This is a genomic window from Vibrio sp. YT-15 (genome assembly GCF_033337445.1).
GTDB classification, from domain to species: domain Bacteria; phylum Pseudomonadota; class Gammaproteobacteria; order Enterobacterales; family Vibrionaceae; genus Vibrio; species Vibrio alginolyticus.
In genome coordinates, this window is sequence record NZ_JAWOQR010000002.1 from 220,818 (window position 1) to 236,756 (window position 15,939).

General features: G+C 44.4%; 12 protein-coding genes. 7 read left to right on the forward strand and 5 right to left on the reverse strand.

What is annotated here, in order from left to right:
- Positions 1-114: 114 nt before the first annotated feature.
- Positions 115-2,190, reverse strand: a complete 2,076-nt coding sequence (gene metG, locus R7D93_RS05135) for a methionine--tRNA ligase (protein ID WP_170893533.1) — start codon at positions 2,188-2,190, stop codon at positions 115-117.
- Positions 2,191-2,352: 162 nt separating this feature from the next.
- Here metG and apbC point away from each other — a divergent pair, with 162 nt between their 5' ends.
- From apbC to R7D93_RS05150, 3 genes are all read left to right on the forward strand, one after another.
- Entirely contained in the window at positions 2,353-3,429 is a 1,077-nt protein-coding gene (gene apbC / locus R7D93_RS05140; RefSeq protein WP_138939567.1) for an iron-sulfur cluster carrier protein ApbC, read from the forward strand.
- 180 nt (positions 3,430-3,609) lie between these two features.
- Positions 3,610-4,251, forward strand: a complete 642-nt coding sequence (udk, locus tag R7D93_RS05145; protein ID WP_005380833.1) for a uridine kinase — start codon at positions 3,610-3,612, stop codon at positions 4,249-4,251.
- 188 nt (positions 4,252-4,439) lie between these two features.
- On the forward strand, positions 4,440-6,527 hold the full coding sequence (locus tag R7D93_RS05150) for an AsmA family protein (protein ID WP_225495418.1): 2,088 nt from the start codon (positions 4,440-4,442) through the stop codon (positions 6,525-6,527).
- 62 nt (positions 6,528-6,589) lie between these two features.
- Here R7D93_RS05150 and cobO read toward each other — a convergent pair whose 3' ends face one another.
- Positions 6,590-7,195 carry a cob(I)yrinic acid a,c-diamide adenosyltransferase gene (gene cobO, locus R7D93_RS05155; RefSeq protein ID WP_213908331.1) on the reverse strand — a complete coding sequence of 202 codons (606 nt, stop codon included), beginning with the start codon at positions 7,193-7,195 and terminating at the stop codon, positions 6,590-6,592.
- A gap of 117 nt (positions 7,196-7,312) precedes the next feature.
- On the opposite strand from cobO, the gene R7D93_RS05160 reads away from it, so the two are divergent.
- Positions 7,313-7,762: a low molecular weight protein-tyrosine-phosphatase gene (locus tag R7D93_RS05160; protein ID WP_025767219.1), complete on the forward strand. Its 450-nt coding sequence runs from the start codon at positions 7,313-7,315 to the stop codon at positions 7,760-7,762.
- A gap of 60 nt (positions 7,763-7,822) precedes the next feature.
- On the opposite strand, the gene R7D93_RS05165 is transcribed toward R7D93_RS05160, so the two are convergent.
- Positions 7,823-9,382, reverse strand: coding sequence for a SulP family inorganic anion transporter (locus R7D93_RS05165; protein ID WP_005380840.1), 1,560 nt, complete (start codon positions 9,380-9,382; stop codon positions 7,823-7,825).
- Positions 9,383-9,714: 332 nt separating this feature from the next.
- Entirely contained in the window at positions 9,715-12,804 is a 3,090-nt protein-coding gene (rne, locus tag R7D93_RS05170) for a ribonuclease E (protein WP_213876351.1), read from the reverse strand.
- 639 nt (positions 12,805-13,443) lie between these two features.
- Between rne and rluC the strand changes: the two genes are divergently transcribed.
- Complete coding sequence (gene rluC / locus R7D93_RS05175) at positions 13,444-14,388, forward strand: 23S rRNA pseudouridine(955/2504/2580) synthase RluC (protein WP_021033985.1); 945 nt, start codon at positions 13,444-13,446, stop codon at positions 14,386-14,388.
- Between the two features lie 58 nt (positions 14,389-14,446).
- Here the strand turns inward: rluC and R7D93_RS05180 are convergent, their stop codons facing one another.
- Entirely contained in the window at positions 14,447-15,028 is a 582-nt protein-coding gene (locus R7D93_RS05180) for a Maf family protein (RefSeq protein WP_225495416.1), read from the reverse strand.
- Positions 15,029-15,177: 149 nt separating this feature from the next.
- Here R7D93_RS05180 and yceD point away from each other — a divergent pair, with 149 nt between their 5' ends.
- The gene (gene yceD, locus R7D93_RS05185) at positions 15,178-15,702 is read left to right on the forward strand and encodes a 23S rRNA accumulation protein YceD (protein WP_005387307.1); all 525 of its coding nucleotides are present in this window, start codon (positions 15,178-15,180) and stop codon (positions 15,700-15,702) included.
- 59 nt (positions 15,703-15,761) lie between these two features.
- Complete coding sequence (gene rpmF, locus R7D93_RS05190) at positions 15,762-15,932, forward strand: 50S ribosomal protein L32 (RefSeq protein WP_005396978.1); 171 nt, start codon at positions 15,762-15,764, stop codon at positions 15,930-15,932.
- Positions 15,933-15,939: the final 7 nt, after the last annotated feature.

A 15,939-nucleotide genomic window follows, 5' to 3' on the forward strand; every position in this document is an offset into this window, starting at 1 on the left:
GGGAGAGGTGCTGTACAAGTTTGGTGCACAAATTCCCCAAAAGTGTGAATTCAGTCAAAAAAAGTCCCCGCTGAACTGGCGAGGACTTTTTAAATTTGATTGTAAAGCTACAACTTACATTACGCGCATGCCAGGTTGAGCGCCTTCGTGTGGCTCAAGGATCCACAGGTCGCTACCACCAGGGCCTGCCGCAAGGATCATACCTTCAGACATACCAAACTTCATCTTACGAGGTTTTAGGTTTGCTACCATTACCGTTAGCTTGCCTTCTAGCTCTTCAGGTTTGTAAGCTGACTTGATGCCAGAGAATACCTGACGAGTTTCACCACCGATGTCCAATTGGAACTTAAGCAGTTTGTTGGCTTTTGGTACTTCTTCACAAGAGATGATACGAGCGATACGCATATCTACTGCAGCAAAAGCATCGAACTCAATCTCTTCAGCGATTGGTTCTTTGTCTAGCTCGGTTTGGCTAGCCTTGTTCTTTTCCGCTTCAGCTTTCTCTTTCGCCGCCATTTCTGCCGCCGCATCTTCTTTAGACGCTTCGATCATCGCTTCAACATTCTTCGGATCGATACGGTTGAACAGTGCTTTGAACTTAGTGATCTCGTGGCCTGTTAGTGGAGCAGCGATGTTTTCCCAAGTTAGCTCTTGGTTTAGGAACGCTTCAGTACGCGCAGCTAGCGATGGCATTACTGGTTTCAGGTAAGTCATCAGTACGCGGAACAGGTTGATACCGACAGAACAGATGTCTTGTAGTTCCTGATCTTTGCCTTCTTCTTTTGCTACAACCCACGGTGCTTTTTCATCAACGTATTGGTTAGCTTTGTCTGCCAATGCCGTGATTTCACGGATTGCACGACCAAACTCACGCGTTTCGTAAAGCTCAGCGATACGGTCAGCCGCAGCAACAAATTCGTTGTAAAGTTCAGGCTCTGCAAAGTTGTCAGACAGTTTGCCGTCAAAGCGTTTTGCTATGAAGCCAGCGTTACGCGAAGCTAGGTTAACAATCTTGTTTACTACGTCAGCGTTTACACGCTGAGTGAAGTCTTCAAGGTTAAGGTCTAGGTCGTCGATACGGCTGTTTAGTTTCGCAGCGTAGTAGTAACGTAGGCATTCCGGGTCTAGGTGCTCTAGGTACGTGCTCGCTTTAACGAAGGTACCTTTAGACTTCGACATCTTCGCGCCATTCACCGTTACGTAACCGTGGACGAATACGTTGTTAGGTTTGCGGAAGCCAGAACCTTCTAGCATTGCTGGCCAAAATAGGCTGTGGAAGTAAACGATGTCTTTACCGATGAAGTGGTACAGCTCTGCTGAGCTGTCTTTTTTCCAATACTCGTCGAAATCTAGGTCGTCGCGCTTGTCACATAGATTTTTGAAAGAGCCCATGTAGCCGATAGGCGCGTCTAGCCACACGTAGAAGAATTTGTTTTTCTCACCAGGGATCTCGAAGCCAAAGTATGGTGCGTCACGTGAGATATCCCATTGCTGCAAACCAGATTCGAACCATTCTTGCATTTTGTTCGCTGTTTCAGCTTGTAGCGAGCCAGAGCGAGTCCACTCTTTTAGCATGCTTTCAAACTGAGGTAGGTCGAAGAAGAAGTGCTCTGAATCTTTCATTACTGGCGTCGCACCAGAAACCGCAGATTTAGGATTGATCAGTTCTGTTGGGCTGTAAGTCTCACCACAGTTGTCACAGTTGTCACCGTACTGGTCTTCAGACTTACATTTTGGACAGGTACCTTTTACGAAACGGTCCGGTAAGAACATCTCTTTTTCTGGATCGAACAGCTGAGAGATAGTGCGGCTAGAGATAAAGCCATTTTTCTTCAACTCAAGATAAATGTGTGACGCTAGCTCACGGTTCTCATCTGAGTGTGTGCTGTGGTAGTTATCAAAGCTGATATCAAATCCAGCGAAGTCTTTTTGGTGCTCTTCGCTAACTGCGGCAATCATTTCTTCAGGAGTAATACCCATCTGTTGCGCTTTAAGCATGATTGGCGTGCCGTGAGCATCGTCAGCACAGATGAAGTTTACAGTGTTGCCGCGTAGGCGTTGGTAACGAACCCAAATGTCCGCTTGGATATGCTCAAGCATATGACCAAGGTGGATCGAACCGTTAGCGTACGGAAGGGCACAAGTTACCAGCATTTTCCTTGACGGAAAGTTTTTTGGATCGTTTGCCATACTTAATATTCGCTTTTCTTGATAGGTATAAATAAATTTTGATGGATAATACTACCCCATGAACTGACTAACTCCAAGGTGTCAAACTGCGGAATGCCTTAGTTTTTTTGGGGTTCTGGTTGAGCCTGGACGGTGGTAGCATGACATCTAAAAGGAGGGCTTATGCATCAGTTCACTTCAAAACAAGATTTTTGTCACTGGTTTAACCAATTCCAACATCCACAGTTGGTGGAAAACTGGGCAGATATTCATGGCGTAATTTCGATTACGACACAGGGTTCTATTGATATAACGTTGCCATTCGCAAGTAATGAGCTTCAAACCGTACTGCATGACTGGATCAAACAGCAGCAAGCCTCGGGTAAAGTGGCTGAATTCCCATTTAATATTCGCCTTGGAGTTAAAGCTTTAGAAACTCAAGTGGCTAACTCGGTTAAGGGTGTTAAGAACATCATTGCCGTCAGTTCTGCGAAAGGTGGCGTTGGTAAATCTACTACCGCAGTTAATTTAGCGTTGGCAATTGCTCAATCTGGGGCGAAAGTGGGATTGTTGGATGCAGATATCTATGGTCCGTCTGTACCTATGATGTTGGGGCAAGAAGATGCTAAACCAGAAGTTCGTGATGGCAAGTGGATGGAACCCATTTTTGCTCACGGCATCTATACTCATTCTATCGGTTATTTGGTGGATAAATCAGAAGCGGCGATATGGCGTGGTCCAATGGCTTCAAAAGCGTTGTCGCAGTTATTAACTGAAACAGATTGGCCAGATTTGGATTATTTGGTGATTGATATGCCGCCAGGTACGGGGGATATTCAATTGACTCTGTCACAACAAATTCCGGTAACAGGTAGCGTGCTAGTCACAACGCCGCAAGATTTAGCCCTTGCCGATGCAAGGAAGGGAGCGGCAATGTTTAACAAAGTCCATGTCCCGGTTATTGGTGTTGTGGAAAACATGAGTTATCACATTTGTAGTCAATGTGGCGCGAAAGAGCATATTTTTGGTATGGGCGGAGCTGAAAAAATGTCGCAAGAATTTGGCTTAGCATTGTTAGGACAAGTTCCGCTTCATATCTCTATGCGAGAAGATATTGACGCTGGCGTGCCAACAGTAGCAAGACGCCCAGAAAGTGAGCATGCAGGGTATTATAAGCAACTTGCCGATCGCGTATGTAGCACGATGTTTTGGCAAGGCAAAGCAAAACCAGATGCGATTAGCTTTACAATGGTGAACTAAGTTTACTATGCCTGTTGGTTGATAATTGCACATTTTAACGTTTGCTCGGAGGTTAATCCTCTGAGCAGGCAGAAACTTATGACTAAACCCTAATTCCAACTAGTAACTATGGGGTGAACTCCCTATAATCAGGCAGTTTATCTTTTTATGTGACTAGAAATCATCATCGGGTGCAAACTAATGTCTGATAATAATCAATGCGTCATCGTAGGTATTGCTGGCGCTTCTGCTTCTGGAAAAAGTCTGATCGCGAGCACTATTTATAATGAGCTTCGCGCGAAAGTAGGCGATCATCAAATCGGTGTCATCACGGAAGATTGCTACTACAACGACCAAAGCCACCTAAGCATGGAAGAGCGAGTAAAGACGAACTACGATCACCCGAGTGCGTTGGACCACGACCTACTGTGTGAGCACCTAGAAAAATTGGTACGTGGTGAAGCAGTAGAAGTGCCTGAGTACAGCTACACTGAGCACACAAGAACAATTAACACCACCACAATGACACCTAAAAAGGTGATCATTCTAGAAGGTATCCTTCTTCTTACAGACCCTCGTCTTCGTGATTTGATGCATGCGACAGTATTTATGGACACACCGTTAGATATTTGCTTGCTTCGCCGTGTTAAGCGTGATGTGGAAGAACGAGGCCGAACTATGGAGTCTGTTCTTAAGCAATACCAACAAACAGTACGTCCGATGTTCATGCAGTTTATCGAACCTTCTAAGCAATATGCGGACATTATTGTTCCTCGCGGTGGTAAAAACCGTATCGCAATTGATGTATTAAAAGCTCACATTGCAAGACTTTTGAAAGCTTAAGCCTATAGACGGCTATATCGCTTTATTTTTAAGAGAAGAAGTGGCACCTTAAGTGCCACTTCTTTTTTTGTTTTTAAATTAGTCAGTTGCAGGTTAAAACCAGACACTTTTCACGCTTTTGTGGAACTGTCAGCGGTAAATGGAGTCTGCGCTTATAATTGTAAAAACACTCGAGCAAGGAAAAACAAATGAAGAAACTGCTCTTAATTCTAGCAATACCGATTGTGGTCATTTTGGTCGCAATTTTAACGTTAACCATCTTCGTCAATCCGAATCAGTTTAAACCCCTTATTGTTGAGCAAGCGCAAAAGCAAACGGGATTAGAGTTGGTGATTGAAGGGGATATCAGTTGGCAATTTTTCCCATCGATTGGCTTTGAGTTGGGACATACAGAATTGCGAAACCCACAAGGCTTTAGTAAACCCAATTTATTCAAAGTTGATACCGTTGGTGTAGACATCTCTGTTATGCCACTTTTTAGTCAGCAGCTTGAAATTGGAAACGTCACGCTTGATGGTGCTGAGTTCTACATTGAAACCAAGAAAGATGGCAGCAAGAATATTGATGCATTGACGAAAGCCCAAACACAACAAGCAGAACAAGAGAGCAATGCTGCGCCTACGCAAAATGGTGAAACGCAAACTTCTGGTTCTGATTGGAGTATTAATCTTGCTGGCGTTACGGTTTCTAACGGTTCATTAGAAATGCAGGATAAGCAAGCCGGTAGTTACACCAAACTTTATGATATTTCATTAAACCTTTCCGAATTCGCTTTTGACAACTGGACAACGGCTGATTTTGGCGTGAAGGGCGAAATGAACGACCAAAAGTTCACCGCGAAAGGTCAGGCAGACTTTAAGCTAGAAAAAGGTTTGGCAAACTACGCGCTAAAGAACATCAACTTTGATGCAACATACTCTGACCCTGCCAATAAAATTGAATCGGCAACGATCGGTTTAGACACGTTTGAATTCGATAAAGTAAATAACCTGACTTATGCCATTAAGGGTGACGCTGGTGGTATGAAGTTAGATATGCAGGGTGCTGGTCAACTTAGCGTGGACAAGGCTATCAGCAAAGTACAGTTGGATAAGTTAACTCTTAAATCGACTTTTGAGGGTGATGCCTTACCTCAGTCCCAGATGAAAGTCGACATGGTGTCTGATCTGTCTTTCGACCTAACGAAAAACCATCTGAGTTTTGTTCTAGAGAAGTTAACAGCGAATGCTATCGCCCTAGATGGTAAGGCAGATGTGACACTCGGTGATATTCCTAAAGTACGCTTTGCTCTCCATAGCCCCAATATCGATCTTGATGAGTTCTTAGGGTTAGATAAGCAAGCTGCCGAAGGTAATAAGCCTGCTTCTGGTGGCGAGAGTGCTCCTGCCGGACCTGAGGTTGAGCCTGATTTGTCTGCGTTGAAAGCGTTAGATGTAAAGGGTGACATTACCATCGACAAATTCAAAGCGGCAAATGCGAAGATGGAAGCGGTAAAAACGAGCTTCACTGTAAATCGTGGCGTGTTTGAGCTTACATCATTTAGTTCGAAGTTGTACCAAGGCTCAATCTCAGCGACAGCGAAGTTAGATGCACGCCAATCACCAGCGACTTACAGCGTTAAAAAGTCAATCAAAGGCGTGAAAGTTCAACCGCTACTTATAGACGTTGCTGAAAACGACAAACTTGAAGGGACAGGTAACATTGATGTGAATGTTACAGGTAAGAGTCTCACGCCTACCGGTATCAAGAAGAATCTATCTGGTACGGTTGTTATCAATTTTGCTGACGGTGCGGTGAATGGCATCAACGTTGCTCAGTTGATTCGTGAAAACTATGCGAAATTTAAAGGGCAAAAAGTTGAAGGCACCAATGAAGCTAAGAAAACAGACTTCAGTGCGATGACGGCGACATTGAAACTCAACAAAGGTGTAGTATCAACGGATAATATGCAAGCTCAGTCTCCATTGTTACGTGTTCGTGGTAAAGGTACCGCAAACTACATCAATGAAACAGTCGACTTTACTATCAGCACGTCAGTTGTAGGCAGCCTAGAAGGCCAGGGCGGTAAAGATATAGATGAGCTGAAAGACATCACGATTCCAATCAATGTGTCTGGTAAGTGGGCAGAACCTAAATTCAAGCTCGTATTCGATGATGTTCTGAAGCAGAAAGCTCAAAAAGAAATCGATCGTGGCGTAGAGAAGCTAACGGACAAAATCAAAGACGAGAAAACCAAAGATGCGGTCGATGGTTTATTGAAGAATCTTTTCAACTAACCGTGCGTGAAAACCAAAAGGGTTGGCATTTTGCCAACCCTTTTTAAATTACTCTGCGAGTGTTACCAATCGACGCCTTTGAGGGCTTTTACGCCAGATTCAAATGCGTGCTTTACATTTTTCACTTCAGAAACGGTATCGGCCATTTCAATCAGGGTTCGATGTGCGCCACGCCCAGTAATAATAACCGACTGCATTTTAGGTCGGTTGCTCAGCGCTTCGACCACTTCGTCTAAGTCGATGTAGCCGTAGCTCACCATATAAGTTAGCTCGTCAAACAAGATGACATCGATAGAGTCGTCTTGCAGCATGCGTTTACATTCTTGCCATACGCCTTGCGCTGCTTCGGTATCAGCGGCTTTGTTTTGAGTTTCCCATGTAAAGCCGGTCGCCATTACTTGGAATTCAACGCCGAGTTTCTCAAGTAGGCTGCGCTCACCGTTGTCCCAAGTACCTTTAATAAACTGCGCGACAGCACAATTCAAACCATGACCCACTGCGCGTGCGATCGTACCGAATCCTGATGTCGATTTACCTTTACCATTTCCGGTAATGATCAGTAGCAGACCTTTTTCCTCTTGAGCAGCAGCGATTTTTGCGTCTACCTGTTCTTTGACTTTTTGTTGGCGAGCTTTATGGCGTGCTTCTTTATTTTCTTCGATAGACATAATACTTCCTCAATTCCTTTTCGTGCTGTGCCCAAGTTAATTTGGGTTCATTGATTTATCTCGCTATGATAGACCAACATATCGTGAAGAAAAACCACCGATAATTCAGGGAATAAAATGAAGAAAATACTTGTTGTTTGTATGGGAAACATTTGTCGGTCACCAACTGGAGAGGCAGTGTTAAGAGCGAAAGCTCAAAAGCTAGGCGTTGAAGTAGAGGTTGATTCGGCAGGTACAATTGGCTACCACGCAGGAAACCGACCGGATTCAAGAGCGATGGCAGCAGGAAAGCAGCGAGGTTATTCTTTTAAAGGAATGCAAGCGCGCCAAGTCACCATTGATGACTTTGAAAAGTTTGACCTTATATTAGCCGCAGATAAAGCAAATTTGGCCGATTTATTGGATATTTGTCCGTTGAAGTATCGACACAAAGTATCGTTATTTTTAAGTCATTCTGAGTCAGGTTACGACGAAGTCCCGGACCCATATTATGGTGGGGAAGATGGCTTTGAACTGGTGCTTGATTTAATCGAAGAGGCATCAGACGCAATTTTGAAGAAGCTATAATCGCCGTGCTTGAAGACAATAGAAAAAGGGATGAGCTCAGCTCATCCCTTTTTATTCGTGTTAACCCGCTAGTATGTCGGTTGCGACTTTGTAGCTTGGGTCTTCCTTCACGTTAATTTCAACCAAGCTGCCAGCTTTGTCCAAAAGTTTACGACAATCTGGGCTTAGGTGACGAAGGTGCAGCGTTTTACCTTGAGCATTGTAACGCTCAGCCAGTGTTTCAATGGCTTCAATTGCAGAGTGATCTGTCACGCGAGAGTCTGCAAAATCGACAATCACATCTTTTGGATCTTCAGGCGCGTTAAACAACTCCAGGAAGTTAGCCGCAGAGCCAAAGAAAATAGGGCCGTGAATCTTGTACTCTTTTGAACCTTCCTCGTTTAAGCACGTGTCGGCATAGATGTGCTTAGCGTGTTGCCATGCAAACATTAATGCAGAAACGATAACACCAACCGCTACGGCAACAGCAAGGTCAGTAAGAACAGTAACAACGGTCACAAGAACAATAACGAAGAAGTCTTGCTTCGGTACGCGGCGTGCTAGCTTAAATGTTGCCCATTCGAATGTACCAATGACAACCATGAACATCACACCAACCAGAGCAGCGAGTGGGATCATTTCAATTAGCGAAGAAGCGAATAAGATAAACATCAATAGAGCGATAGCCGCAACGATACCAGATAGACGGCCGCGACCACCTGAGTTTACGTTGATCATCGACTGACCAATCATCGCACAACCACCCATTGCGCCAAACACAGAACACGTCATGTTTGCCATACCTTGACCGATACATTCGCGGTTAGATTGACCACGAGTATTCGTCATCTCATCTAAAACTGTCAGTGTTAGTAGAGATTCAATTAGACCAATGGCCGCGAGAATGATCGCGTATGGAAGAATGATTTGTAGTGTCTCTAGTGTAAATGGTACCGCAGGAATAGAGAAGGTTGGTAGTGAACCTGCGAGTGTTGCAGCTTCATCACCAGACATTGTACGCAGGAAGTCAACAACAGTGCGAGTTTCCAGATCCAAGCCAACCACTAAAGCCGTCACCGTTACGATCGCAACAAGTGAAGAGGGTACAGCTGTTGTGATTTTTGGTAGAAAGTGAATGATTGCCATAGTCAGCGCAACCAAACCAAGCATTAGCAGCATCTGGTCTTGTGGTAGCCAAGTAAGCATGCCGTTGATGTCTGGCGCTTTAAACTGACCCAACTGAGCTAGGAAGATAACAATAGCCAGACCGTTCACAAAACCGATCATCACAGGGTGAGGTACGATACGGATGAACTTACCCAATTTAAACATACCAGCGGCAATTTGAAGAATACCAGCGAGCATGATGGCTGCGAATAGGTACTGGACACCGTGAGTCGCGACAAGCGAAACCATTACGACTGCCATGGCACCTGTTGCACCAGAGATCATGCCAGGACGACCACCGAAAATGGAAGTAATAAGACCAACGATGAATGCAGCGTAAAGACCGACCATCGGATCTACGCCTGCGACGAACGCAAATGCGACAGCTTCAGGAACCAATGCTAGCGCAACGGTTAAGCCTGATAGCACATCATTTTTTACGGAGTGCTTAGAAAATTGGGGAAATTCGAACATGTTTGTTTTTAAGTTCTCTTTGCAATGAGTTAAACCCGACACATATTCGTATTTGCACAAGCCACTGGAAGGTTGAATTTTAATCAAACATTGCAGTGTAAACCGTAGTATTAAAAGAGCAGCATCAGAATGGTGTCGAAAACTTGAGTCGGCGCATGCTACCGAAAAGTGTGATTAAGTTCAAGAATGATACGAATAATGGCGTACAAATGTGATCACGAATTGGTATTTATATGAACAATTTTTTGGGCAAATATGAAGATAAAAAAGGCTACCAGATGGTAGCCTTTAATTTATTTATGCCGTTAAGCAGTTGAACGTAATGATTTAGCCTAGTTAAAGTTAGGCTTTGTCATCTCTGCCGATGCACGGTTTTTAGCCACTTGGCTACCAGCACCTTTAGCTTGGTAACGTTCGGTTTTGAACGGTGCTGCTGCAACCGTGATTTCGCGTAGCTCTTGAGGGCCAGGTGCTTTCGTCATCGGTGCGCTAGCGTTTAGCTTAGCCGCAACTTTAATGGCTTCGACTTTAGGCTCTGGTTTATCTACTGGCGCTTCGGCCGCAATCTCTTTTTCTGCTTCAACGATAGGCTCTTCAGTAGGTGCCGTTTCTACAATGGCATCAACCGGTTCAGCATGTTCAGTTACAGGAGTTTCAACGATAGGCTCTACCGAGGCTGTTTCTATTACTGCTGATTCAGCTTTTTCTGTGATTACTGTTTCCACAGCAGGTGCTTCCACAACGGGTGCTTCTACTACTGGAGCTTCCACTTTCGCTTCAACGGTTTCTTGAACCTTGTGTTCAACAACTGGCGCATCTGTTACGACAGGCTGCTCGCGACGAATAATCACTTTACCCATTGCCATTTCTGGACAAGCAAAGCCACCTTGGATTGCAGGTACTGCTGCTACAGCTTCTTCCTTAACTCGCTCTTCCTTCTTAGGTGCTGGTTTCGGAATGTAACGTGGCATTACTTTACCCATAGCCATTTCAGGAGAAGCGACACCTCCCTTACGTAGGCGGAATGGGTTAGGGCGGCGATCACGGCCACGGCGACGACGCTGGCCGCTTGCACGCAGGTGACGTGGTGAACGACGATTACGACGTTGCTTAGACTCTGCTTGCTTGTTGTCTTGCTGTGCCTCTACCGCTGCTTCTGTTGGCTTTTCAACTTTAGCTTCAACCGTTTCTTGAGTCTTAACCGCTGTTTCTTCGGCTTTCTTCTCAATAGCTTCTTGGTCCTTAACGCGTACAGACTTGTTCAATTTGCGACGTTGGCGGCGCTCTTTCACTTTTTCTGCTTTCGCATTTTGCTGCTTCGGTTTGCTCTCTTCTGGTTTTGTTTCAGTACGAGCTTCCGCTGCTAGCTGCAGACCTTTTTCCGCTACTTTTGCGTTTGCTTTCTGCTCTTGGGCTTTATCTGCCTGTTGAGCTTTAGGTTTACGCTTTTGGTTACGGTTTTGCGGTTTATTTGTTTGTTGTTGAGCTTCGTTTTGCTCATTAGCCTGCTCATCACGAGGCTTACGACGACGTCGGTTATCGCGATTGTCGCGGTTATCACGATTATCACGCTGGTTGTTATTGCGACGACGATCGTTGCGATCACGTTTGTTACGTCGATTATCGCGATTTGGTTTTTTCTCTTCCTGAGGTTTCTGTTCTTCTTTTGTTTCTTCAGAACCACCGAATAGGAAGCTACCAAGTGCTTTAAACAGACGGCTGAACAATCCAGGTTTCTCTTCTTGTTCAACGTTTTGTTCTTTCTTCTTCGCCTCAGGAGCTGGTTTAGCTGCTGGTGCAGGTGCGGTTTGAGACGGAGCAGCAAAGCCTTTAAGAACTGGCTCTTCAATTCGTTTTGGTTTTACGTCAACTTCCGCTGGCTCTTTACCTTCTGCTTCTTTCATTGCTTCCAGTTTCTTAGGAAGTAAGTAAGAAATCAGATCGAACTCTTCGCCTTCACGAACACGGATAACTTCAAAGTGCGGTGTTTCCATATCAGAGTTAGGAACAACCGTAATTTTCACTTCTTGAATGCGTTCGATATGGTTTACTGAACGACGTTTTTCGTTCAATAAGTAAGAGGCGATTGGCACAGGTACGACTGCAAGTACTTGTGCTGTGTTGTCTTTTAGCGCTTCCTCTTCAATTAAACGAAGTACAGAAAGTGCTAGAGATTCGTTGTCGCGAACGACACCAGTTCCGCTACAGCGAGGACAGATGTGATGGCTTGCTTCTGCAAGAGAAGGGCTCAAGCGCTGGCGTGACATCTCCAACAAACCAAAGCGAGAAATACGACCGATTTGTACACGAGCGCGATCAAGACGAACGGCTTCACGTAGACGGTTTTCTACTTCTCGTTGGTGACGAACTGGGGTCATATCGATAAAGTCGATAACCACTAAGCCACCCAAGTCACGTAGACGTAATTGGCGAGCAATTTCGTCGGCTGCTTCTAGGTTCGTGTTTAGAGCTGTTTCTTCAATATCGCCGCCCTTGGTTGCACGAGCAGAGTTGATATCGATAGACGTTAGTGCTTCAGTCGGGTCAATAACAATAGAACCACCAGATGGCAGACGCACTTCACGTTGGAAAGCCGATTCAATTTGGCTTTCGATTTGGTAGTGGCTGAATAGTGGAACTTCGCCTTCATATTTCTTAACGCGGTTAAGGAAATCAGGGCGCACCAATTGAATGTGCTCTTTTGCACGTTCGTAGATGGTGTTGCTATCAATTAAGATTTCGCCAATATCACGACGCAAATAGTCACGGATTGCACGAACGATAACGTTACTTTCTTGGTGGATTAAGAATGGAGCAGGGTTAGAGTCCGCTGCACCTTTGATTGCACCCCAGTGGTTAAGTAGTACATTCAAATCCCACTCAAGCTCTTCAGCACTCTTGCCAACGCCAGCAGTACGTACGATTAGGCCCATGCCCTGAGGCAGTTCCAAAGTACTTAATGCGGCTTTTAGTTGAGTACGCTCGTCACCTTCGATTCGACGAGAAATACCGCCAGCACGAGGGTTGTTAGGCATCAGAACAAGGTAACTACCAGCAAGAGAAATGAAAGTAGTAAGAGCTGCGCCCTTGCTTCCACGTTCTTCTTTTTCCACTTGAACGATAACTTCTTGGCCTTCCGTTAGCACTTCTTTGATGCTTGGACGACCTTGGTAGGTGTAACCTTCAGGGAAATATTCGCGGGCAATTTCTTTGAGAGGGAGGAAACCGTGACGCTCGGCGCCGTAATCAACAAATGCGGCTTCTAAGCTTGGTTCGATACGTGTGATACGTCCTTTGTAGATATTCGCTTTTTTAGATTCATGACCTGGACTCTCGATATCAAGATCGAAAAGTCGCTGGCCATCAACCAGAGCGACACGCAACTCTTCTTTTTGAGTTGCGTTAATTAACATTCTTTTCATTGAAAATTCTCGTTGTCTTTTCTTTTATATCTTTCTTGTCGACTTGCCACTGTTTTTTCGCTCTTTCACGGTGCCTGATCCCATGGCTTGTATTTTGCAGCCTCCCGGCTGGAAGGGGATGCTCTCGGGCACTTCAGTCATCACAAGCCTCTTGTGGTTTCTGTTGGAAACGTAGACTTGTGACCCGCTATTTGGGCGGTAGGTACTCAACGTGAATATGCGAGGAGTAGGGTGGCAAGAGTGTTGAATTCGATGTGTCTCACGCCAATGCTGCACTCGACCTTCAACGATCTACTCACATTGCTTGAGGATAAATGATTGGTAATGAATAAAATGTAACCAAACCTTCCTTAGCAGCTGTGAACTATAGCAGTGCGCGTGGCTATCAGCAATCTGCTTTCACGCAAACGATAGAAAATTTGCCGCTAAACTCAAAATTTCTAATTTATAACAGGTTGTTTCATAAGCAATTGAGATGTGCAAACTGTTCAGGACAGAAAACAAATTGAGAACTTGATTGAGAGTTTTAATAATTTAAACAAAAGCTTGGCGAAATTTAGACCAGTATGTGCCACCGAGTGTTTCTTTTACGACAAGAATAATGTGAAGTCGCACGAAATTGAGTTTACAATACCGCCCATGAACGAAATAAGAACAAAAGTCCAGTTCGTCGACATTGACGAAGATATGGCGGGTCAGCGCATTGATAATTTTTTGCGCAACCAATTAAAAGACATTCCTAAAAGCATGATTTACCGAATTGTGCGTAAGGGCGAAGTGCGCGTAAATAAAAAGCGTATAAAAGCAGAGTACAAGTTAAAAGCAGGCGATCTCGTTCGTATTCCACCGGTGACCGTCGAGAAAAAAGATGATGATGTCGCACCAAGTACGAAACTTAACAAAGTCGCTGAGTTGGAAAATATGATTATCTTCGAAGATGATCATATGTTGATTCTAAACAAACCATCTGGCACCGCGGTGCATGGTGGCAGTGGTTTAAAGTTTGGTGCGATTGAAGCGCTTAGGGCTCTGCGTCCTCAAGCTCGCTTTCTTGAACTTGTGCATCGTATTGACCGTGATACTTCAGGGATTTTGCTGGTTGCGAAGAAGCGTTCTGCACTTCGTCACTTGCAAGCCCAGTTTCGTGAAAAGACAGTAAAGAAGTTTTACTTAGCTCTTGTCATGGGGCAATGGAAAAGCAGTTGTAAGGTTGTGAACGCGCCACTGCTCAAAAACGAAGTGAATAGTATTGTTCGTGTTAACCCTAATGGTAAGCCGTCAGAAACGCGTTTTAAGATTTTGGAAAAGTTCGAACAAGCTACATTGATTCAGGCGAGTCCGATTACTGGTCGAACTCACCAAATACGAGTTCATACGCAATACACTGGTCACCCAATCGCTTGGGATGATCGCTACGGTGATCGTCGCTTTGATGCTTACACAGGTCAAGTTGGTTTAGATCGTTTGTTCCTACACGCGGCAAACATCAAGTTCCAACACCCATCAAATGATGAGTGGATGGAAATCAACGCACCGATGGAACCGAAACTAGAAAAAGTGTTGGCGGGTTTAAGAAACGCGTAACCATGTTTTCCTCGCGGATGCAAAAGGGAGCCTGTGGCTCCCTTTTATCGTATTTGGGTTAAAGGACATCGAGTCCTTGAGCATGCAACATATCAATCAAATCAATCAATGGTAGTCCGACAAGTGTGTTCGGGTCTTTACCGACTAATTTCGTAAACAAGCAAATTCCCATGCCTTCGCTTTTAAAGCTGCCTGCGCAGTAAAAAGGTTCTTCCCTGTCGACGTAGCGTTCGATTTGTTCAAGCGTTAAATCTCTAAAGTGCACCTCGAAAGAATCAAAGCCGACTTCTGTATGGTTTGTCACGGTGTTATGTACCGCAAGACCAGTATAGAAAGTGATGACTTTTCCACTTTGAGCCAAAAGTTGATTTATCGCGTTATCTCTATTTAAAGGCTTGCCAACGATTTCACCATTAATGACACAAACTTGGTCACTGCCGATAACTAAACTTGCTTTATCCGTCTGGCAAGATATTGCTTTCTCTTGGGCCAGTCTCTGCACAAGTTCAGTTGGCGTTTCTTGGTCAAAAGGTGTTTCATCGCAATCAGGTGGTAAACAAACGAATGGTAGTGAGAGCTTTTCAAGCAGTTGTTTACGAAAAGGGGAAGTTGAGGCTAAAACCAGTTGGTAATTTTTCATTTTGAATTACAATTCGTGGGAGCATTTCCAATAGGATAATCGATCAAAAATGATTCTGGCTAATGCTCTGTATGTTAAGCGTAAAAAAGTACAACTTTTTTGCCTTTTTCTTTGACTAATTTTGATTTGGAAGATAATATTCGCGCCCTATGCAAAAGGTAAAAATACCGCGAACGGTTGACCCAGCTAAAGCTGCACAGAAACGATTGGATTACGATGGCATCATCCAAGCTAGTCTTTTCAAGCGCTTAGTGGAAACAACTGAAGGCGTAAAACGCGACGCAGAAGTCTCATTGTCATTTGGGATGGATGAACAGCGACTCGTTGTTATCTCTGGTAAAGCTAACATCGAAGTCGATTTAGAGTGTCAGCGTTGTAATGAGGTATTCGCACATGAGTGCGAAGTTGAATTCCTTTCTACTCCTTACTACGGTGAGAAAACAGAACAGGAAGCACCAGAAATTTATGATTTGGTAGATCTAAATGAATATGGTGAATTAGACCTCATACAACTTGTTGAAGACGAGTTCATCTTAGCATTACCTCAAATTGCGATGCACGATGAAGCGGATTGTAGCGTTGATTCAAATAACATGGTTTTTGGTGAGATTCCTGAAGAAATTGAGGAAGAAAAACCGAATCCATTCGACGTTTTGAAAAGTCTGAAAAAGTAATAGGTGTGGTAGCCGATTCTTCTTCAGGTTTTTAACCCAATAGTATAGGAGTAGGGTCAATGGCCGTACAGAAAAACCGTAAAACTCGTTCTAAGCGCGGTATGCGTCGTTCACACGATGCGCTAACTACAGCTGCTCTATCTGTAGACGCGACTTCTGGTGAAACTCACCTACGCCACAACGTAACTGCTGAAGGTTACTACCGTGGTCAAAAGGTTATCAACAAGTAAGGTTGAA

Coding starts and splice junctions, on each gene's coding strand:
- metG (WP_170893533.1), bottom strand. CDS start 2,190: ATGGCAAACGATCCAAAAAACTTTCCGTCAAGGAAAATGCTGGTAACT.
- yceD (WP_005387307.1), top strand. CDS start 15,178: ATGCAAAAGGTAAAAATACCGCGAACGGTTGACCCAGCTAAAGCTGCA.
- rne (WP_213876351.1), bottom strand. CDS start 12,804: ATGAAAAGAATGTTAATTAACGCAACTCAAAAAGAAGAGTTGCGTGTC.
- R7D93_RS05150 (WP_225495418.1), top strand. CDS start 4,440: ATGAAGAAACTGCTCTTAATTCTAGCAATACCGATTGTGGTCATTTTG.
- R7D93_RS05180 (WP_225495416.1), bottom strand. CDS start 15,028: ATGAAAAATTACCAACTGGTTTTAGCCTCAACTTCCCCTTTTCGTAAA.
- cobO (WP_213908331.1), bottom strand. CDS start 7,195: ATGTCTATCGAAGAAAATAAAGAAGCACGCCATAAAGCTCGCCAACAA.
- rluC (WP_021033985.1), top strand. CDS start 13,444: ATGAACGAAATAAGAACAAAAGTCCAGTTCGTCGACATTGACGAAGAT.
- udk (WP_005380833.1), top strand. CDS start 3,610: ATGTCTGATAATAATCAATGCGTCATCGTAGGTATTGCTGGCGCTTCT.
- R7D93_RS05160 (WP_025767219.1), top strand. CDS start 7,313: ATGAAGAAAATACTTGTTGTTTGTATGGGAAACATTTGTCGGTCACCA.
- R7D93_RS05165 (WP_005380840.1), bottom strand. CDS start 9,382: ATGTTCGAATTTCCCCAATTTTCTAAGCACTCCGTAAAAAATGATGTG.
- rpmF (WP_005396978.1), top strand. CDS start 15,762: ATGGCCGTACAGAAAAACCGTAAAACTCGTTCTAAGCGCGGTATGCGT.
- apbC (WP_138939567.1), top strand. CDS start 2,353: ATGCATCAGTTCACTTCAAAACAAGATTTTTGTCACTGGTTTAACCAA.